This window comes from Aeromonas sp. FDAARGOS 1417 (genome assembly GCF_019046985.1).
Taxonomy (GTDB): domain Bacteria; phylum Pseudomonadota; class Gammaproteobacteria; order Enterobacterales; family Aeromonadaceae; genus Aeromonas; species Aeromonas veronii.
Genome location: NZ_CP077221.1, coordinates 727,757 through 746,882, shown reverse-complemented (window position 1 = coordinate 746,882; position 19,126 = coordinate 727,757). Strand labels below are relative to the sequence as shown.

Here is a 19,126-nt window from a genome sequence, read left to right as displayed (position 1 = left end):
GGTGAAAGGAGTGTGGAGGCCGGTTGTTTAGTTGGTCAGGTGGTAGAGAAAGCCAAGCGGGCGGGTAGGGTTGTGGGGGAAAACAATAAGGCTGCCGATGCTGGCAGCCTTATTGTCATCTGTTCGCTTTACCCACCCATTGACAGCAAATCGGGTCTGCTGCGGTCAGGTTAGCGACGGCGCTTGAGGGTGCGGCTTACATAGTGCAGGCCGCTCTGGTATTCGCCGTTCACCGCCTTGAGTGCCAGCTCCAGCGCCTGGCTGGCCAGTGCATCGTGCTGCTGGGGCAGAGAGTTGATGCCAAAGGGGAGGAAGTCGAGCAACCGATCATCCCCGAAGGTGGCCATGGCGAGCTGGCTCATATCGGTCTCTTGTTCCAGCTCTAACTCCAGCAAGTAATCGAGCACCCCCTCCATCAGGATATAGGAAGTGGTGATCAGCGCCTCGGGCAGCTGACCCAGCCGCTGGTGCAGATCTTTGATCAGGCGATACCCCTCAAGGCGGGAGAAGTGATCCCCCTCGCACAGGTGGCGAGCCGCGCTGTGACTGGCGACCGCCTGTTCGAAACCGGCTTTACGCTGCACACTGATCGTCAACAATGGCAGCGCGGTGATCAAGGCGATATGGCGCAGGGTCGGGGTGAGCAGGGAGCGGGTGAGATCAAAGCTCGCCTTCTCGTTTTCACTGGCGACGGTGACAAACTTGTCGGCGGCCATGGCCCGGTCGATGGCGAGGATCTGGCTGCCCTGCGCTTGCAATTTACCGTAGAAGGGGTCGTCCGGCGGCAGGCAGCTGGCTACCAGCAGGGCATCCACATGGCGGCTCACCAGCATCTGGGCCAGCTCTTTTTCTGTGGCGGGATCATCTTCCGAGCAGACGATCAGCAGCTGATAGCCCTGCGCCCGGGCCCCCTGTTCCAGCCGTTTGGCCAGCTTGGCATAACTGGCGTTCTCAAGGTCGGGCAGGATAAAGCCCAGAGTCTTGGTCTGGCCGCCACGCAGGGAGGCGGCGCGGCTGTCCGGCTGATAGTTATGGGCGGTGACAACGGCCATCACCTTGTCGCGGGTGGCCTGACTGATGCGGTATTGGTCGGCCTTGCCATTGATCACATAGCTTGCCGTGGTGCGCGAGACACCGGCGAGGGCGGCGATTTCATCCAGTTTCATCATATTGGCTCTGTTTGAGTTGCAAGGCCCACGGTCACTGCCGGGTGAGGGCACCGAAAAGTGTGCGCGGGATCATATCATTGAAAAGCACTCTTTGTAGGTACTTGATCAATTCGCTGAAACGATTCAGTCTGAGTGTAAGTGAAACGATTCAGCCTGTCAGCAACGAAGAGACCCAGTGGCCTGAAAATCGGGCCCCGATCACAGTGAACCGTGTTCGGGTCTATTGTCAGCTGGCGAGTTATCCGAATGTTCAATTGTGACGTACCGGCGCGGCCGGAACCTGATGGAGAGTCTCTATGTTGAAGTTGGCGCGAGAGCAGATCTTGCTGGGGCAGTCGGTGGCGACCAAGGCCGAGGCGATTGCCCTGTTGGCAGGCAAACTGACCGAGGCCGGTCTGGTGGAGGCGGGCTATGTCGATGGCATGCTGGCCCGTGAAGCGCAGCATGCCACCTACCTTGGCAGCGGCATCGCCATTCCCCACGGCACCACCGATACCCGTCATCTGGTGAAGAGCACCGGCGTCATGGTGGCCCAGTTCCCCCATGGCATCGAGTGGGACGAGGGGCAGATCGCCTATGTAGCCATCGGTATCGCCGCCAAGTCAGACGAGCATCTGGGCATTTTGCGCCAGCTCACCCATGTGCTGGGTGACGAGCAGGCGGCAGCCCAGCTCAAAGAGGCCACCGACGCCGACACCATCATCAATATCCTGACCGGCGCCACTGCCGCCAAAGAGGTGCAATACCTGACCCTGGCCGATTTCCCGGCCGATGATCGTGACCAACTGTTGCTGGGGGCGGCCGCCCGCGCCAAATCCGCCGGTTGGGGCGATGCCGCCATGGTAAGCGCCCTGCTGGCAAGCGAACCGGCCTATCTGGGCGAGGGCGTCTGGCTGGCCCGCGCCAATGTTCAGCAAACAGCATCGGCCCAGACTGGCTGGGTGCTGGCCACCCCGAGCAGCGAACTTCGCGCAGGGGATCTGCCGATCAACGCCATGCTGCTGCTATGCGCCGCAGATAGCGGCCATCTGCCGCAACTGGAGAATCTGGCCAAACTGGCGGCCGCTGGTCAGCTGGCGACGCTGGCCAGCGGCGAGGGGCTGGCCATGTTGCAGGCGGGGCCTGCGAGCGGTCTTGCCGAAACCTTCACCATCATCAACCCCCACGGCCTGCACGCTCGTCCCGGTGCCATGCTGGTCAAGGTGGCCAAAGAGTTTGCATCCGACATCCGGGTTGCCAATCTGGATGGCAGCGGCGAGGCGGTCTCCGCCAAGAGCCTGATGAAGGTGATCGGCCTTGGGGTCAAGTGCGGTCACCGTCTGGCATTTCGCGCCGAAGGGGCAGATGCCGAAGCGGCCCTCAAGGGGATCGGTGAGGCGATCGCCGCTGGTCTCGGCGAGGGGGCGCATTGATGAAGATTGTCACCATTACCCTCAACCCCGCCCTTGATCTCACTACTCGTCTCGAGGCGATGAGCCTTGGCGAGGTGAATCTGGTGAACGAGGCCAACCTGCGTGCGGCGGGCAAGGGGATCAACGTCGCCATGGTGCTCAAGGATTTGGGGCGCGAGGTAGGCGTCACCGGCTGGCTGGGCGCTGACAATGAACAGAGCTTTGTCTCCCTGTTTGCTGAGCGGGCGTTGGATGATCACTTTGTCCGTGTCGCTGGCAGCACCCGCATCAACGTCAAGATCTCCGAGCAGTCTGGTCGGGTTACCGATCTCAACCTGCCGGGGCTCACCATCCAGCAAGGGGAGGTGAGCGCGCTGGAGCAGGCCATCGATCAATTGGCACCTCACGCCGAGTGGTTCGTGCTGGCGGGCAGCCTGCCCAAAGGGGTGGCCCCCGATTACTGCGCCCATCTGATCCGCCTGCTCAAGGCCAAGGGCAAGCAGGTGATCTTCGATTGCAGCGGTGCGGCTTTAAGCGAAGGGATCAAGGCGGCGCCGACCCTGGTCAAACCCAATCTGGAGGAGCTGAGCCAATGGGCGGGTCGCCCCATCAAGACGCTGAGCGAGCAGGCCGAGTGTGCCCGCGCGCTGCAGGCAAGCGGCATCCCCAACGTGGTCATATCCAACGGCGCCGACGGCCTTATCTGGTTTGCCCCGGATGCCGTCTGGCAGGCTATTCCACCGCGGATGCAGGTGGTCAGCACTGTGGGTGCTGGCGACTCCCTGGTGGCCGGTCTCGCCCATGGTCTGAGCCTTGGCTGGACGCCGGAGCAGACCCTGCGACTGGCCACCGCCGTCTCGGCCTTGGCGGTCAGTCAGGTGGCGGTAGGCTTTAACGATATCAGTGTGCTCAACCCCTTACTTGAACAGGTGTGCGTACAGCCTCTGGATGAGCTGGCACCTGTTCAATGCAATACCCCTTCAATGGAAAACTCAGGAGATGCCCAATGAAAGCAATCTTGGTTACGGCTTGCCCGGCGGGCATTGCCACCAGCTTTCTCGCTGCAAAACGGATAGAACAGCAGGCCAAACTGGCTGGCTGGGAACTCACCCTCGACGTCGGCTCCAGCATGCAGCCCCGCCAAGTACCGAGCAAGGAGCAGATTACCGCCGCCGATCTGGTGCTGGTTGTCGCCAGTGCCCCGGTGGATCTCGCCGCCTATGATGGCAAGCGAGTCTATCAGGGCAGCATGGATCTCGCCCTGCAGGATCCGGCTGCCTTGCTGGAAGCTGCCACCAGCGGTGCCAGCATCTATCGTCATCAAGCCGCTCCCGCAGCAGTTAAACCCGCCGCCGCTGGCAAGCGCATCGTGGCAGTGACAGCGTGCCCGACTGGCGTTGCCCACACCTTTATGTCGGCAGAAGCGCTGGAGAGCATGGCCAAACAGCTGGGTTATCAGGTCCGCGTCGAGACCCAAGGCTCGGTCGGTGCCCAGAATGCCCTGACCGCCGAGGAGATTGCCGCTGCCGATCTGGTATTCCTCGCCACCGACATCGAGGTGGACATGGCCCGTTTTGACGGTAAGCCGGTCTATCGCACCAGCACGGGCGCTGCGCTGAAGAAAACCCGCGCCGAGCTGGACAAGGCTTGGAGTGAGGCGAAAACCTATCGCCACAGCGGTGCCAGCCAGCCCAAGAAAGAGGAGAAGGCAGGCCCCTACAAGCACCTGTTGACCGGGGTCTCCTTCATGCTGCCGATGGTGGTGGCGGGCGGCCTTATCATCGCGCTCTCGTTCGTGTTCGGTATCGAGGCGTTCAAGGTGGAAGGCACTCTGGCCGCCGCCCTGATGAAGATCGGTGGTGGCTCCGCCTTCGCCCTGATGATCCCGGTGCTGGCTGGTTACATTGCCTACTCCATCGCTGACCGCCCGGGTCTCGCTCCCGGCATGATCGGCGGTATGCTGGCAAGCTCGCTGGGCGCCGGTTTCCTTGGCGGCATCGTGGCCGGTTTCCTGGCCGGTTACAGCGCCAAGTACCTGAGCGACAAGGTGCGCCTGCCGACTACCCTGGAAGCGCTCAAGCCCATCCTGATCATTCCGCTCTTTGCCAGCCTGTTTACCGGTCTTGTGATGATCTACGTGGTGGGTGGCCCGGTGGCTGGCATCATGAATGCCATGACCGAGTTCCTCAACAACATGGGTTCTGCCAACGCCGTGCTGCTGGGTGTCATCATCGGCGCCATGATGTGCTTCGACATGGGCGGCCCGGTCAACAAGGCGGCTTACGCCTTCGGTGTCGGCCTGCTGGCCTCCAAAACCTATGCCCCGATGGCTGCGGTGATGGCCGCTGGTATGGTGCCGGCACTGGGGATGGGGATCGCCACCTTCCTGGCCCGCACCAAGTTCATCAAGGCGGAGCAGGAAGCGGGCAAAGCCTCCTTTGTGCTGGGTCTGTGCTTTATCTCCGAGGGGGCCATTCCGTTTGCCGCCAAGGATCCGATGCGCGTTATCCCGGCCTGCATGGTTGGCGGCGCCCTGACCGGTGCGCTCTCCATGCTGTTCGGCTGCGAGCTGATGGCACCCCACGGCGGTCTGTTCGTGCTGTTCATCCCGCACGCCATCAGCAACGTCATGATGTATATCGTTGCCATTGCCGCAGGCTCGCTGCTGACCGGTGTCTCCTACGCCATGCTCAAACGCGGCGAAGAGCAGGCCAAGCTGGCCACGGCATAAGCCTTGCCACCCGGCAACACGTCATAACCAAGAGCGGCCTGCGTGCCGCTTTTTGTTTTGCCGGTGATATAGGTGAGTTGTGAGGTGGGGATTGCAGGTAGGCTGAGTTTAAAAATCCCAGCCGGGCTGTGCTTGCAGTTCACTGGGAGCGCCTTCCTGTGCCTTGCGGCGGGCGGCGTCGACCCGCGCCTTGCGGTTGCGGCACAGGCGCATCACCTCTTGTTGCTGGGCAGGGGTCATGGTGAGCCAGTTGAAACGCTCTTCGCGATTGCGCAGGCACCCCTTGCAGTAGCCTTTGTTGTTCACTTCGCAGACCCCGATGCAGGGGCTCTGCAGCGGGAATATTTCGAGCTGTTCCATCCATCACCTCGCACATCCTGTCACCTTGTTATAACCCAGCGGATCCCCTTTGGAGAAATCCTGCTTCAAGTGATTGATGTCGTTTGCTTTCCCCCTGCAAATTTGGCATCTTCCCCGCCGAGCATGGCTCTTGGCGTTATATGAGGACATATGAACAAACACGCGTACTGGCTGACCGCCGCAGTGCTGGGACTGGCCGGTTGTGCGGGCAACTCTGACAAAGCAGAAGTGCCCAAAAAACAGACCGACAACAGATGCTTTCTTAACTGCGAGGTGCCGGAAAATCTGGGCAAGCAGTATCTGGACGGAACCTTGCCAGAGGATCTGGTGAGGGTGGAGCGAGTCAATAGCCGTGCGCGTGCCGACTACAGCAAATTTGGCCCGCAAAGCAGACTGGTATTGGAGCGCTCCGGCAAGATGACCCGCCGTTATGGCGAGCTCTATCATCAGCTCTCCCGCTGGGTGGCGGGCGGTGGCAATCCTGCCGACATCACCCGTTATGGTATCAGCCTGGCCCAGCTGGGCGGCGCCGATCGCATGGGTAACGTGCTCTTTACCGGTTACTACTCGCCGGTGCTGGAGGTGCGCCACCGCCCGGATGCCAAGTACAAATACCCCATCTATGCCATGCCCAAATGTGGCGGTCGCTGTCCGACCCGGGCCGAGATCCATCAGGGGGCCTTGGCCAACCGCGGGCTGGAGCTGGGTTACAGCAAATCCCTCATCGACAACTTCCTGATGGATGTGCAGGGCTCCGGCTTTGTCCACTACGGGGATGACGATCGGCTGCAATATCTGGGCTACAGCGGCAAGAACGGTCACGGTTACGTCAGTATCGGCCGGGTGTTAATCGATCGCGGTGAAGTGCCCAAAGAGCAGATGTCGATGAAGGCCATCAAGGAGTGGGCCAACCGCCAGCCGGAGGAGAGCGTCAAGGAGCTGGTGGAGCAGAATCCCTCCTATGTCTTCTTCGAGCGCCGCCCTACTAATGATGTGATCGGCGCGGCCGGTATCCCGCTGCTGCCGATGGCGGCTGTTGCTGCCGACAAGACCTTGCTGCCGATGGGTACCCCGATCCTCGCCGAAGTCCCCCTGCTCGATAAAGAGGGCAACTGGACCGGCAAGCACCAGCTGCGCTTGTTGATTGCGCTGGATGTGGGCGGGGCAGTGAAGAAGGGGCACCTCGATCTCTACCACGGTATGGGTGAGAAGGCCGGTGTCGCCGCTGGTCACTACAAGCACTTTGGCCGGGTCTGGAAGTTGGGCCTGCACCACGGGCCGACTGCCGCCCCTTGGTTGTAATCCTCTGAGGGGTTGGGCGTCTGTTATCGAGCGCCCGAGCAAAGTGAAGAGACAAAAAAAGCCGCCGGATTGCTCCGGCGGCTTTCTATTTTGTGAGAGTGGCAGCTGGTGGCTGCGTCAGCTCTTCTGGATATCCAGCCGGATGGCGCCGACCGGTTTGCAGCAGCAGGGGAGGCACTCCCCCTGGGCGACGAATGCCAGCGGCACATTGGGGTAGTGCACCTTGCCAGCCATCAGCGGAGTGCGGCAGGCGCCGCAATAGCCGCTGCGACACTGGAACTCCACATGATGACCATGGCGCTCCAGGGTCTCCAACACGCTTTCGCCGGGATGGGCGTGCAGAACGGCACCATCCCGGGTATGTACCCGTGGTGCCACGACCGCATGCTGTTCGGCAGGTGCGTGCGGGGCAGGGGTCAGCGTGTTGGTGGCGTCACTCACAGCTCGAAATCACCCAGGTCGTCGGCATTGACTTCGCTGTCGATCTGACCGACCAGATAGGAGCTGACCTCTACCTCTTGCGGGGCGACCTGCACGTTGTCGGATGACAGCCAGGTGTTGATCCAGGGGATCGGGTTTTGCTTGGTGCCGGCAAAGGCTGGCTGCAGGCCGACTGCGCTCATGCGCAGGTTGGTGATGTACTCCACATACTGGCAGAGGATGTCCTTGTTCAAGCCGATCATGGAGCCGTCCTGGAACAGGTACTCGGCCCACTCTTTCTCCTGAATGGCCGCTTCCTTGAAGATCTCGAAGCAGGCCTGTTCGCACTCGGCGGCGATCTCGGCCATCTCTGGGTCATCCTGGCCGGTGCGCATCAGGTTCAGCATGTGTTGGGTGCCGGTGAGATGCAGCGCTTCGTCGCGGGCGATCATCTTGATGATCTTGGCGTTGCCTTCCATCAGTTCACGCTCGGCGAAGGCAAAGGAGCAGGCGAAGCTGACGTAGAAGCGGATTGCTTCCAGCGCGTTGACGCTCATCAAGCACAGATAGAGCTTCTTCTTGAGTTCGCGTAAGGTGATGGTCACCTCGCGGCCCGCGACGGTGTGGGTCCCTTCACCATGCAGGTTGTAGAGGGCGGTCGCTTCGATCAGGTCGTCGTAGAAGTGGCTGATGGAGCCGGCGCGCTTCAAGATCTGCTCGTTGGTCACGATGTCGTCGAACACCTGGGCGGGGGTGTTGACGATATTGCGGATGATGTGGGTGTAGGAGCGAGAGTGGATGGTCTCGGAGAAGGCCCAGGTCTCAATCCAGGTTTCCAGCTCCGGAATGGAGACCAGCGGCAGCAGCGCCACGTTGGGGCTGCGGCCCTGAATGGAGTCCAGCAGGGTCTGGTACTTCAGGTTGGAGATGAAGATGTGCTGCTCGTGGGGCGGCAGGGCCTGATAGTCGATGCGATCACGGGAGACATCCACCTCTTCCGGGCGCCAGAAGAAGGAGAGCTGCTTCTCGATCAGCCGCTCGAACACTTCGTGCTTTTGTTGATCATAACGGGCTACGTTGACCGATTGGCCAAAAAACATCGGCTCTTTGAGCTGGTCGTTTTGGGTTTGGCAGAAAGTTGAATAGGCCATGGTTACCAGAATATGTGAATAGAGAAAACAGGAGAGCGGGAGCTTGTCGCTCCCGCCCGGTTATCAGTTCTTGCCGTGACTTAGATTTTGCAAGCCCCGCCAGCGCAACCGTCATCTTGCAGGTCGGTCTGGGCATCGTCTGCACCATCACGGGTGTTGTGATAGTACAGGGTCTTGAGGCCGTATTTGTAGGCGGTCAGCAAGTCCTTGAGCAGCTGTTTCATCGGGACCTTGTTGCCTTCGAAACGGGCAGGGTCGTAGTTGGTGTTGGCGGAGATCGCCTGATCCACAAACTTCTGCATGATACCGACCAGCTGCAGGTAGCCGTCAACGCTCGGTTGCTTCCAGAGCAATTCGTATTGATCTTTCAGGCGATCATACTCGGGCACCACCTGTTTGAGAATGCCGTCTTTGGAGGCCTTGACCGACACCAGACCGCGCGGCGGCTCGATGCCGTTGGTGGCGTTGGAGATCTGGCTGGAGGTCTCGCTCGGCATCAGGGCGGTCAGGGTGGAGTTGCGCAAGCCCACGGATTTGATCTCTTCGCGCAGGCTTTCCCAATCCAGATGCAGCGGCTCGTTGCACAGTGCATCCAGATCCTTCTTGTAGGTGTCGATCGGCAGAATGCCCTGGGCATAGGTGGTCTCGCCAAACAGCGGGCAGGGGCCGAACTCGCGGGCCAACTGCACGGAGGCTTTCAGCAGGTAGTATTGAATGGCCTCGAAGGTACGGTGGGTCAGTGCCAGACCGGAGCCGTCGGAGTAACGGGCACCGTTTTTGGCCAGGTAGTAGGCGTAGTTGATGACGCCGATCCCCAGGGTGCGACGACCCATGCTGCCCTTCTTGGCGGCGGCAATCGGGTAGTCCTGATAGTCGAGCAGGGCGTCGAGGGCACGCACGGCCAGATCGGCCATCTCTTCCAGATCTTCCAGCTTCTCGATGGCACCGAGGTTGAAGGCGGAGAGGGTGCACAGGGCGATCTCGCCACTCTCGTCGTCGATGTTGTTGAGCGGCTTGGTCGGCAGCGCAATCTCGAGGCAGAGGTTGGACTGGCGTACCGGCGCCACGCTCGGGTCGAACGGGCTGTGGGTGTTGCAGTGATCGACGTTCTGGATGTAGATGCGACCGGTACCGGCACGCTCCTGCATCATCAGGGAGAAGAGGTCTACCGCTTTCAGGGTCTTCTTGCGAATGGCCGGATCCTGCTCGTACTTGACGTAGAGCTCTTCGAACTTGTCCTGATCGGCAAAGAAGGCATCGTACAGACCCGGCGCATCAGACGGGGAGAACAGAGTGATGTCACCGCCCTTGATGAGGCGCTGGTACATCAGCTTGTTGATCTGCACGCCGTAGTCCATGTGACGAACACGGTTCTCTTCCACGCCGCGGTTGTTCTTCAGTACCAGCAGGCTTTCCACTTCGGTGTGCCACAGCGGGTAGAACAGGGTGGCCGCACCGCCGCGCACGCCGCCCTGGGAGCAGCACTTCACGGCAGTCTGGAAGTATTTGTAGAAAGGAATGCAACCGGTGTGGAACGCTTCGCCGCCACGGATAGGGCTGCCCAGGCCGCGGATGCGACCGGCGTTGATGCCGATACCGGCGCGCTGGGAAACGTAACGCACGATGGAGCTAGCGGTGGCGTTGATGGAATCCAGGCTGTCATCGCATTCGATCAGTACGCAGGAGCTGAACTGACGGGTCGGGGTGCGCACGCCGCTCATGATCGGGGTCGGCAGGGAGATCTTGAAGGTCGAGACTGCATCATAGAAGCGCTTGATGTAGTCCAGACGGGTATCTTTCGGATACTTGGAGAAGAGGCAGGCCGCAACCAGCATATAGAGGAATTGCGGGCTCTCGTAGATCTCGCCGGTAACGCGGTTCTGGACCAGATATTTGCCTTCCAGCTGTTTGACTGCCGCGTAGGAGAAATCCATGTCGCGCCAGTGATCCAGATGGGTGTTCAGCTCTTCGAATTCGGCCTGGGTGTAGTCTTCCAGCAGGTGCTTGTCGTACTTGCCCATGTCCACCAGACGAGCCACGTGCTGGTAGAGGTGGGGCGGTTCGAACTGGCCGTAGGCCTTCTTGCGCAGGTGGAAGATGGCCAGACGGGCTGCCATGTACTGGTAGTCCGGGGTCTGCTCGGAGATGAGGTCAGCCGTCGCCTTGATGATGGTTTCGTGAATGTCAGCGGTACGGATACCGTCATAGAACTGGATGTGGGATTTGAGCTCTACCTGGGAGACCGACACGTTGTCGAGCCCTTCGGCGGCCCAGTCCAGCACACGGTGAATTTTATCCAGATCGATGGGTTCTTTGTGTCCGTTACGCTTCGTCACAAACAAGTTCATTGGCTGATGACCTTCAGTTGATTCCCGAAAAACCATCGCACAATGGCGCCACCCAAGCTCCGGCGGTGTACGGGAGTTGGGTAGAGATTGTGCGATGAATCACAAGATGTAGTGTTATTTTAAGTTCGAGCTACAAGATAGTGAGGTCAGCCCGCCATTGCAATGTGTGGATAAGTGACGAGCTGTGGATAAATTGTGAGTCTTGCCCCTTCAGTTAGTGACCGCTCACAGTGAGCGGGTTTTCATTCGTCCGCTCCGCTAAATGCAAGTATCCCGATCGAAGATGGAAAATTTAAATAACTTTTTTTGCTTGCGAAACGGGGGGCTTTTTACTAGCAAACGGCGGCTGATTATCCCTTATGCAACAAGGGTCAAAAGCTGTCCAGTTGTCGCAGCCGCGGGCTCAGCGTGGCAAGGGCTTTGCATCAGATGACGGTGGTTTGTGGCCGCTTTGTGACGGCTGCGAGCTTGTCAAATGGGTATCCAACAGGCAGAAAGCTGCCTTTATTATCCATGATATAGAGGCGTGATGGTGGCGCAGGGCGCAGGAGCGTAAAGGAAGAGATGCAAGGGGCGAAGAGTCTCTTCGCCCCGTTATCGCATATCAGCCGGTAAGGCTGCGCGTTACGCCTTGGCCGTCAACTCATAGCGCAGCCAGTGGTGCAGGGCTTGCACGGTATCAAAGTGCAGATCGGCGCCCCACTGGGCGGGATCTTCCTCATTATTGAGATAGCCCCAGCCAGCGACCGCGGTGCGCATGCCGGCGTTGCGGCCCGCTTCGATATCCCGCACATGATCCCCCACATAGAGGCAGTGAGCTGCTTCGACCCCCAGCTTCTCACAAGCAAAGAACATGGGGGCGGGGTCGGGCTTGCGTACCGGCAGGGTATCGGCACTGACAGTGACGCCGCAGCTGGCAAGCTCTGGCAGGGCTGCCAGCAGTGGCTCGGTGAGAAAGCCCGGCTTGTTGGTGACGATGCCCCAGGGGAGCTGTTTCTCGTCGAGCCACTCGATAAGATCCACCATTCCCTCATAGGGGCGGGTACCAACGCAGAGATTGGCCGCGTAGTAGTCGAGCAGGGCATTGCGCAGGCGCGTGGCCCCCAGCTCTTCAAGCAGTTCATCGCCGAGGCTCGCTTTCAGCAGCCCGAGCGCTCCGTGGGAGGTGGTCTGACGAATGATGTCGTCAGAGAGCGGCGCAAAGCCTTCGCTGATCAGCACGTGGTTGACGGCGGCACCCAGATCCGGGGCTGTGTCGAGCAGGGTGCCATCCAGATCGAACAGCACACCGCGCAGGGGAAGAGGGCGAGAGGCGTTCATCAGCCGTGCTCCGGGCGGACAAACTCCACCATATAGTTGACGTCGACATTTTTGCCGAGCTTGAACTGGTTGGTGAGGGGGGCGTAGTGGACGCCGCTCATATCCCGCACCAGCAGGCCAGCTGCTTCACCCATGCGACACAGTTCGGCCGGGGTGATGAATTTTTTGTGATCGTGGGTACCCTTGGGCACCATCTTCATCAGGTATTCGGCCCCGATGATCATCATCAGATAAGATTTGGGGTTGCGGTTGATGGTGGAGACGAACACCCGGCCGCCCGGGCGCACCAAGGTGGCGATGGCGCGCAGCACGGAGGCGGGATCCGGCACATGCTCGAGCATCTCCATGCAGGTGACCACGTCATACTGGCCGGGGGCTTCTTCAGCGTGTGCTTCGGCAGTGATCTGGCGATATTCTAGCTCGACACCCTGCTCCAGAGCGTGCAGGCGGGCGACGCCGAGGGGCTCCTTGCCCATGTCGATGCCGGTGACCCTGGCACCACGGCGGGTCATGCTCTCGGAGAGAATACCGCCACCACATCCGATATCGAGAATGCGCTTGCCAAACAGACCGCCACTTTTGTCGGTGATCCAGTCAAGGCGTACCGGATTGATTTGATGCAGGGGTTTGAATTCACCTTCCATGTCCCACCAGCGGGAGGCGATGGCTTCAAACTTGGCGATTTCTGTCAGATCGACATTGGCATCACTGTTCATTTTTCGAAGATCCTGTGGCAGGGCGCCCGCTTCTGAGTCATGGGCGCAATCTATTGTCCTGGCGGGCATTATAACGGACGGACTTTGTCACACCAGCCCGATCTGATACCCGATTTGTGGCTTAAGGTATTTGGCTCAGTGTGTTACCATGTCGCGCTGTTTAAGCCAAAGAACAACTAATTAGGGATAAGGCTTTCTATGAGCGATCTGGCCAGAGAGATCACGCCGGTCAACATCGAAGAAGAGCTCAAGAGTTCCTATCTTGATTACGCCATGAGCGTGATCGTAGGACGAGCTCTGCCGGATGTGCGTGATGGCTTGAAACCGGTTCACCGCCGCGTTCTGTTTGCTATGAACGAGTTGGGGAACGACTGGAACAAGCCCTATAAAAAATCGGCCCGTGTGGTCGGTGACGTAATCGGTAAATATCACCCGCACGGCGATAGCGCTGTGTATGACACCATTGTTCGGATGGCGCAGGATTTCTCCATGCGTTACATGCTGGTCGATGGTCAGGGCAACTTCGGTTCAGTCGACGGCGACAGCGCCGCGGCGATGCGTTATACCGAAGTGCGGATGGCCCGCATCTCCCACGAGCTGCTGGCTGATCTGGACAAAGAGACCGTGGACTGGGTGCCGAACTATGACGGCACCGAGATGATCCCGGCTGTCATGCCTACCAAGGTTCCCAACCTGCTGGTCAACGGCTCCTCCGGTATCGCGGTGGGCATGGCGACCAACATTCCGCCTCACAACCTCACCGAGATTGTCAATGGCTGCCTGGCGCTGATCGAAAACGGCGACCTCACCATTGACGAGCTGATGACCTACATCACCGGCCCGGATTTCCCCACCGGCGGCATTATCAACGGTCGTTCCGGCATCGTGCAGGCGTACCGTACCGGTCGTGGCTCCATCTATGTGCGGGCCAAAGCTGAAGTGGAAGTGGACGAGAAGACCAGTCGCGAGACCATCATCGTTCACGAGATCCCCTATCAGGTGAACAAGGCTCGACTGATCGAGAAGATCGCCGAGCTGGTCAAAGAGAAGAAGATCGAGGGCATCAGTGCCCTGCGCGATGAGTCTGACAAAGACGGCATGCGCATCGTTATCGAGATCAAGCGCGGCGAGTCCGGCGAGATTGTGCTGAACAATCTCTACAAGCACACCCAGATGCAGACCACGTTCGGCATCAACATGGTGGCGCTCGATAACAACCAGCCCAAGGTGATGAACCTTAAAGAGATCCTGGATGCGTTCCTGCTGCACCGCCGTGAAGTGGTGACTCGCCGGACCGTGTTCGAACTGCGCAAGGCGCGGGATCGGGCGCACATTTTGGAAGGTCTGGCAGTTGCGCTGGCCAACATTGATCCCATCATCGAGCTGATCCGTCACAGCGCGACCCCGGCCGACGCGAAAGCGGGCCTGGTTGCCAAGGGCTGGGAACTCGGCAACGTGGCCGCCATGCTGGAAAAAGCGGGCGACGACGCGGCACGGCCAGAGTGGCTGGAGCCCGAGTTCGGTATCCGTGAAGGTCAATACTTCCTGACCGAACAGCAAGCCCAGGCCATCCTTGACCTGCGTCTGCACAAGCTGACTGGCCTCGAGCACGAGAAGATCCTGGAAGAGTACCAATCTCTGCTGGATCTGATCGCCGAGCTGCTGCACATCCTGGCGAGCCCGGCTCGTCTGATGGAAGTGATCCGCGATGAACTGCTGGCTGTGCGTGAGCAGTATGGCGACGAGCGTCGCACCGAGATCAGCATGTCCAGTGCCGAGATCAACATCGAAGATCTGATCACCCCGGAAGACGTGGTGGTTACCCTGTCTCACCAGGGCTATGTGAAGTATCAGCCGCTCTCCGACTACGAGGCCCAGCGCCGTGGTGGTCGTGGCAAGTCGGCCACCCGGATCAAGGAAGAGGACTTTGTGGAGCGTCTGCTGGTGGCCAACACCCACGACACCATTCTGTGCTTCTCTACCCGTGGCAAGGTCTACTGGCTCAAGGTTTACCAGCTGCCGGAAGCGTCCCGTGGCGCCCGTGGTCGTCCGATCATCAACCTGCTGCCGCTGGAAGAGGGTGAGCGTATCACCGCTATCCTGCCGGTGAAGGAATATGACGCCGAGAAGTATGTGTTCTTCGCCACCGCCAACGGTACCGTGAAGAAGACCAGCCTCTCTGACTTCAGCCGTCCGCTCTCCTCCGGTATCCGCGCCATCAACCTCAAAGAGGGCGATGAGCTGATCGGGGTGGATATCACCGACGGCAGCAACGAGATCATGCTCTTCTCCGACGCGGGCAAAGTCGTTCGCTTCGCCGAAGGCAGCGGTCGCGCTGATGCCGATGTCAGCGATGAGGTCGAAACCGACGACGATGCTGGCAATGACGATGATGGCAGCGACAACGGCGAAGGCACCGAAAGCAAGGGCACCTTCAAGGGCGTGCGTCCCATGGGTCGTACCGCCGCCGGTGTACGCGGCATCAAGCTGGGCGCCGGCGACAAGGTGGTTTCCCTCATCGTTCCACGCGGCGAAGGTGCCATCCTCACCGCCACCGAGAACGGTTACGGCAAGCGGACTGCGTTGGCCGAATACCCGACCAAGAGCCGTGGTACCCAGGGCGTTATCTCCATCAAGGTGGATGAGCGTAATGGCAAGGTGATCGATGCGATCCAGGTCGAAGATACCGACCAGATCATGCTGATCACCAACGGCGGTACCCTGGTGCGTACCCGTGTTGCCGAGGTGAGCGTCATTGGCCGTAACACCGGCGGTGTCCGTCTGATCCGTACCGGTGAAGACGAGACCGTGGTTGGCCTGCAGCGCATTGCCGAGAGCGACGAAGACGAGAACGACGCGCTGGCCGTTGACGGTGAGGTATCTGAAGGTACCGATACCGCGACTGGCACTGATGCAGTCGATGCAGAGGAAGCGGGCGACGAGTAATCGTCACCCGTTACCCGAGTAACGTCTCTGATCAAAAAGAGCGACCCAGGTGGTCGCTCTTTTTATTTGTCTGCATTTTATGACTCTACGCTGCTCTTACGGCTGGCTCACTCCTGCAGCCACATTCTGGCGCTGCGGGCGGGAATGGCGACCCGTAACCACTGGCTCTGCACATTGACCACGGCACCTTGGTCGAGCACGTCACGATAGTTGCGATACCAGTTCATCTCGAACTTGGCTGTATCGAGCCAATACTCCTGCTCATAGTCGCACTTGTTGATGCCGACCAGCCCCTGTTTGCCCCGTTTGAACAGCACGAAGCAGTCACCGCTGCCGACCAGCTGCATGGGTTGGGCCTGCACCGCATTGTGGAAGCGGATCATCCCCTTGAGATCGGTGCGCAGGTAGTAGTCCTGCCAGCGTAAGCCATCTTTGTCACGGGTTTCGCCATGATCGGAGTAGATCAGCGGCGAGCCACCATCGCGGCCGAGCAGGTAGGCATAGGCCAGCTTCTCGTCAGTCTGGCTTAAGATCTGATAGCGGAAGCCGTCGTTGGTGGGGATGTCGTGGGTCACGGCAAAGGTGACGGCGCGATTGCCCGGTAGCGCCTGACCATAGGCGCCCGGATCCGCCAGCAGGTTCATGCTGCCACCGTAACTGAACGCACCACGCAGGGAGGCAAATAGCGGAAAGTCATAGGCTCCCTGGCCGCTGCTGTCGAGGTAGGGTTTGAGGAAGCGCTCGTAATCGGTGCTGCCTGCCCCTCCTGTGGTGATCACCTCGCCAAACACGTGCATTCCCTGTTTGATCTCGGGGGTGAACACAGCATTGATCTGGTAATCGCTCATGTGTTTGACCGCATCGACCCGAAAACCCTTGATCCCCATCCCCTTGAGCGCCTTGAGATAGGCCTGTTGCTGGCTGACCACCCAGTTGTTGGGATCCAGATCCGGCAGCCCCTTGTCACCGGCACCACCACAGAGTCGCCAATACTGGACATGACCCGGATCGCTCCAGTCGCTAATGCACCCTTCGGGATGAAAATCCTGACCGGAGAGGAAGTTTTGCCCGAGATCGCCAAACAGTTTCTGGCGCTCGAAATAGGCTGGGTTGCTGGCGTAGCTTTGCAGCAGCTCGTTGCCGGGATAGTTGAGATCGCTGCGTTTCCAGCTTTCGTTGGCCATGTGGTTGAGCACCACATCGGCATAGACGGCGATACCTCGCGCCTTCATGGCGGCGATCAGCTGCTCGAGATCCTGCTTGTTGCCAAGGGGTGAGTCGACAAGGCGCAGATCCTGCGGCTGGTAACGAGCCCACCACTCGTTGCCGGAGGACTTGAGAGGCGGCGAGATGAGTACCTGTTTGTAACCGGCCGACTTGATAAGGTCGGCTTTGGCGGTCACTTCACTGTACTTCCAGTTGAAGGCGTGCAGTATGACGTCGGCGTGCGCCAAGGGGGCGATCAGCATACCTGCGATCGCCCATATTCCCGCTGTGTGTTTCATTATTGTGTCCCTGTTTTTATAGATGCCTGAATGGGCAAGCCAGCTTTGGCGGGAACAGGGTGGGCTGCAATCCACAACCTGCGGATTTGTGACCGCTTTCAGGATGATTTCGCCGAATATGTGAACTGTTTCGGCTTTTCCTTGCCGCCATCAGCTGCCTTTTTACAAGTGATTTTTTTGTCATTTTCCTGTCATTCCCAGTCGCTATCCTGCCGGGCGAGTGGTGCGTTGTTGCTATCACCTTCACCGTCAGGAGCTGCATATGACCAGTTGGATCACGTGGGAAATTTGGTGGAGCCGGGTATGGGGCGAATCAGAGGTGCCGCTGTATGAAGAGGATGAGCACGAAGTGGCCCATGAACCCTCGCGGCTGCCGGTTGAAATGGTGCAACAGGGTCGGGAGCAGCGCGCAGGCTAAGGCGTTAGCCCTCTCTTTATCGGGTAGCGCTTTCTTGTCGCGACATGGCTACTTCGTTGGAAAATTATGAAAAGCGGGGTTTCCACAGGATGTGTTGCGGCAGGCCTTCCTCTCAACCTCTTGGCACGCCTGATGTGTGAAGGGCGTGAGCAGGGGGATTAGAAGAGCGACAGCTGCTCCCCGGGGCGGATAAACCCATCCAGCCTGAGCTGAATATGACGTTTGCCCAGATCAAGGCGCTTGCTGATGAGGCGAAAGCGCTGGGCCAGCAGATCGGCAAAGTGCCCCTCACCGCGCATGCGGGTACCGAAGGCGGTACTGTTGAGCCCGCCACCGCGGCTGGCTCGCAACTGATTCAAAATAGCCTCCTTCTGGCCCGGATAGTGGGTATCGAGCCAGTCCCCAAATAGCGGCACCAGCTCGTGGGGCAGGCGCAGCAGGATGTAATCGGCGCAGCTGGCGCCTGCCTCGGCAGCCGATTTGATGATCTGCTCCAGCTCCGGTTCATTGAGCCGCGGGATCATGGGGGCGGCCAGTACCCCCACCTGCACGCCAGCGTTGGCCAGCTTCTCGATCACTTTCAAGCGGCCTGCACCCGTGCTGGCGCGGGGCTCCAGCTGTCGGCGCAGGGTTTCGTTCAAGGTCGTCACCGACACCATCACCTGACACAGTCCCTCTCTGGCCAGCTCGGTCAACAGATCGAGGTCGCGCAAGATCATGGCGCTCTTGGTAATGAGGCCGACCGGGTGGCGGTGGGCCAGCATCACTTCCAGCAACTGCCGGGTGAGGCGATAGCGCTGCTCGATGGGCTGATAGGGGTCGGTATTGGCGCCAATGAAGATGGTCTGTGGCTGATAGGCCGGTTTGGCAAACTCCCGGCGCAGCAGGTCGGCTGTATTGCGTTTGGCAAACAGCTTGCTCTCGAAATCGAGACCGGGGGAGAGCTCCAGATAGGCATGGCTGGGTCTGGCATAGCAGTAGATGCAGCCGTGTTCGCACCCCTGATAGGGGTTGATGGAGCGACCAAAGGGGACATCCGGCGAGCTGTTGTAGCTGATGATGCTGCGTGCATCGATCTCCCGCACCTCGGTGCCAGGCACAGAAGGAGTGAAAGCGGCATCCCAATTGGACGATTGCCAGCCGTCATCGATCGCTTCGACAAGGGGGCCGCTAAAACGGTGATCGATATTGAGGGGGCTGCCTCGTCCTGCCATGGTGTGCACCGACACTGTTTATACATACAGTTATTTTGCAGGTGAGCCGGATAAATGACAACAACTGCTGATCGACCGGGTGCAAAAAGGGTTGTCGTAGGGATCTCTTTCTTGATCGCAACGCTACATTTCGTT

General features: G+C 59.5%; 15 protein-coding genes. 6 read left to right on the top strand and 9 right to left on the bottom strand.

What is annotated here, in order from left to right:
• Positions 1–170: 170 nt before the first annotated feature.
• The gene (gene cra / locus I6L47_RS03345) at positions 171–1,169 is read right to left on the bottom strand and encodes a catabolite repressor/activator (RefSeq protein WP_216948657.1); all 999 of its coding nucleotides are present in this window, start codon (positions 1,167–1,169) and stop codon (positions 171–173) included.
• A 296-nt stretch (positions 1,170–1,465) separates the two neighbouring features.
• Between cra and fruB the strand changes: the two genes are divergently transcribed.
• Genes fruB through fruA form a run of 3 tightly spaced genes read left to right on the top strand, consistent with a single transcriptional unit; the run spans position 1,466 to position 5,291 of the window.
• Positions 1,466–2,581: a fused PTS fructose transporter subunit IIA/HPr protein gene (gene fruB, locus I6L47_RS03340; protein ID WP_216948656.1), complete on the top strand. Its 1,116-nt coding sequence runs from the start codon at positions 1,466–1,468 to the stop codon at positions 2,579–2,581.
• Entirely contained in the window at positions 2,581–3,570 is a 990-nt protein-coding gene (gene pfkB, locus I6L47_RS03335; protein WP_216948655.1) for a 1-phosphofructokinase, read from the top strand. The genes fruB and pfkB overlap by 1 nt, the downstream gene beginning before the upstream one ends.
• Positions 3,567–5,291 (top strand): PTS fructose transporter subunit IIBC, encoded by a 1,725-nt coding sequence (fruA, locus tag I6L47_RS03330; protein WP_216948654.1) that lies wholly within the window; start codon positions 3,567–3,569, stop codon positions 5,289–5,291. Before pfkB ends, fruA begins: the two co-directional genes overlap by 4 nt.
• A gap of 108 nt (positions 5,292–5,399) precedes the next feature.
• Here the strand turns inward: fruA and I6L47_RS03325 are convergent, their stop codons facing one another.
• Positions 5,400–5,651, bottom strand: coding sequence for a DUF1289 domain-containing protein (locus tag I6L47_RS03325; RefSeq protein WP_042053709.1), 252 nt, complete (start codon positions 5,649–5,651; stop codon positions 5,400–5,402).
• Positions 5,652–5,801: 150 nt separating this feature from the next.
• Here I6L47_RS03325 and mltA point away from each other — a divergent pair, with 150 nt between their 5' ends.
• Entirely contained in the window at positions 5,802–6,953 is a 1,152-nt protein-coding gene (gene mltA, locus I6L47_RS03320) for a murein transglycosylase A (RefSeq protein ID WP_064337973.1), read from the top strand.
• A gap of 117 nt (positions 6,954–7,070) precedes the next feature.
• Here the strand turns inward: mltA and yfaE are convergent, their stop codons facing one another.
• The 5 genes from yfaE to ubiG form a co-directional block, all read right to left on the bottom strand.
• The gene (yfaE, locus tag I6L47_RS03315; protein WP_021230069.1) at positions 7,071–7,394 is read right to left on the bottom strand and encodes a class I ribonucleotide reductase maintenance protein YfaE; all 324 of its coding nucleotides are present in this window, start codon (positions 7,392–7,394) and stop codon (positions 7,071–7,073) included.
• Positions 7,391–8,524: a class Ia ribonucleoside-diphosphate reductase subunit beta gene (gene nrdB, locus I6L47_RS03310; RefSeq protein ID WP_005336708.1), complete on the bottom strand. Its 1,134-nt coding sequence runs from the start codon at positions 8,522–8,524 to the stop codon at positions 7,391–7,393. Before nrdB ends, yfaE begins: the two co-directional genes overlap by 4 nt.
• 80 nt (positions 8,525–8,604) lie before the next feature.
• Positions 8,605–10,872 (bottom strand): class 1a ribonucleoside-diphosphate reductase subunit alpha, encoded by a 2,268-nt coding sequence (gene nrdA / locus I6L47_RS03305; RefSeq protein WP_019838757.1) that lies wholly within the window; start codon positions 10,870–10,872, stop codon positions 8,605–8,607.
• Positions 10,873–11,496: 624 nt separating this feature from the next.
• On the bottom strand, positions 11,497–12,192 hold the full coding sequence (locus I6L47_RS03300) for an HAD family hydrolase (RefSeq protein WP_216948653.1): 696 nt from the start codon (positions 12,190–12,192) through the stop codon (positions 11,497–11,499).
• A complete protein-coding gene (ubiG, locus tag I6L47_RS03295) occupies positions 12,192–12,908 on the bottom strand; it encodes a bifunctional 2-polyprenyl-6-hydroxyphenol methylase/3-demethylubiquinol 3-O-methyltransferase UbiG (RefSeq protein WP_216948652.1) in 717 nt (238 codons plus the stop codon). The genes I6L47_RS03300 and ubiG overlap by 1 nt, the downstream gene beginning before the upstream one ends.
• Before the next feature lie 198 nt (positions 12,909–13,106).
• Here ubiG and gyrA point away from each other — a divergent pair, with 198 nt between their 5' ends.
• On the top strand, positions 13,107–15,854 hold the full coding sequence (gene gyrA, locus I6L47_RS03290) for a DNA topoisomerase (ATP-hydrolyzing) subunit A (protein WP_216948651.1): 2,748 nt from the start codon (positions 13,107–13,109) through the stop codon (positions 15,852–15,854).
• 107 nt (positions 15,855–15,961) lie between these two features.
• Here the strand turns inward: gyrA and I6L47_RS03285 are convergent, their stop codons facing one another.
• Entirely contained in the window at positions 15,962–17,359 is a 1,398-nt protein-coding gene (locus tag I6L47_RS03285) for an alpha-amylase family protein (protein WP_254204808.1), read from the bottom strand.
• A gap of 262 nt (positions 17,360–17,621) precedes the next feature.
• Between I6L47_RS03285 and I6L47_RS03280 the strand changes: the two genes are divergently transcribed.
• Positions 17,622–17,777: a hypothetical protein gene (locus I6L47_RS03280; protein WP_216948650.1), complete on the top strand. Its 156-nt coding sequence runs from the start codon at positions 17,622–17,624 to the stop codon at positions 17,775–17,777.
• A 158-nt stretch (positions 17,778–17,935) separates the two neighbouring features.
• Here I6L47_RS03280 and I6L47_RS03275 read toward each other — a convergent pair whose 3' ends face one another.
• Positions 17,936–18,991 carry a PA0069 family radical SAM protein gene (locus I6L47_RS03275; RefSeq protein ID WP_216948649.1) on the bottom strand — a complete coding sequence of 352 codons (1,056 nt, stop codon included), beginning with the start codon at positions 18,989–18,991 and terminating at the stop codon, positions 17,936–17,938.
• Positions 18,992–19,126: the final 135 nt, after the last annotated feature.

Excerpts from the sequence above, each read along its gene's own strand:
- mltA (WP_064337973.1), top strand. The coding sequence starts at position 5,802 with ATGAACAAACACGCGTACTGGCTGACCGCCGCAGTGCTGGGACTGGCC.
- I6L47_RS03325 (WP_042053709.1), bottom strand. The coding sequence starts at position 5,651 with ATGGAACAGCTCGAAATATTCCCGCTGCAGAGCCCCTGCATCGGGGTC.
- I6L47_RS03300 (WP_216948653.1), bottom strand. The coding sequence starts at position 12,192 with ATGAACGCCTCTCGCCCTCTTCCCCTGCGCGGTGTGCTGTTCGATCTG.
- pfkB (WP_216948655.1), top strand. The coding sequence starts at position 2,581 with ATGAAGATTGTCACCATTACCCTCAACCCCGCCCTTGATCTCACTACT.
- ubiG (WP_216948652.1), bottom strand. The coding sequence starts at position 12,908 with ATGAACAGTGATGCCAATGTCGATCTGACAGAAATCGCCAAGTTTGAA.
- cra (WP_216948657.1), bottom strand. The coding sequence starts at position 1,169 with ATGATGAAACTGGATGAAATCGCCGCCCTCGCCGGTGTCTCGCGCACC.
- I6L47_RS03280 (WP_216948650.1), top strand. The coding sequence starts at position 17,622 with ATGACCAGTTGGATCACGTGGGAAATTTGGTGGAGCCGGGTATGGGGC.
- nrdA (WP_019838757.1), bottom strand. The coding sequence starts at position 10,872 with ATGAACTTGTTTGTGACGAAGCGTAACGGACACAAAGAACCCATCGAT.
- I6L47_RS03285 (WP_254204808.1), bottom strand. The coding sequence starts at position 17,359 with ATGAAACACACAGCGGGAATATGGGCGATCGCAGGTATGCTGATCGCC.
- fruA (WP_216948654.1), top strand. The coding sequence starts at position 3,567 with ATGAAAGCAATCTTGGTTACGGCTTGCCCGGCGGGCATTGCCACCAGC.
- gyrA (WP_216948651.1), top strand. The coding sequence starts at position 13,107 with ATGAGCGATCTGGCCAGAGAGATCACGCCGGTCAACATCGAAGAAGAG.
- nrdB (WP_005336708.1), bottom strand. The coding sequence starts at position 8,524 with ATGGCCTATTCAACTTTCTGCCAAACCCAAAACGACCAGCTCAAAGAG.
- fruB (WP_216948656.1), top strand. The coding sequence starts at position 1,466 with ATGTTGAAGTTGGCGCGAGAGCAGATCTTGCTGGGGCAGTCGGTGGCG.
- I6L47_RS03275 (WP_216948649.1), bottom strand. The coding sequence starts at position 18,991 with ATGGCAGGACGAGGCAGCCCCCTCAATATCGATCACCGTTTTAGCGGC.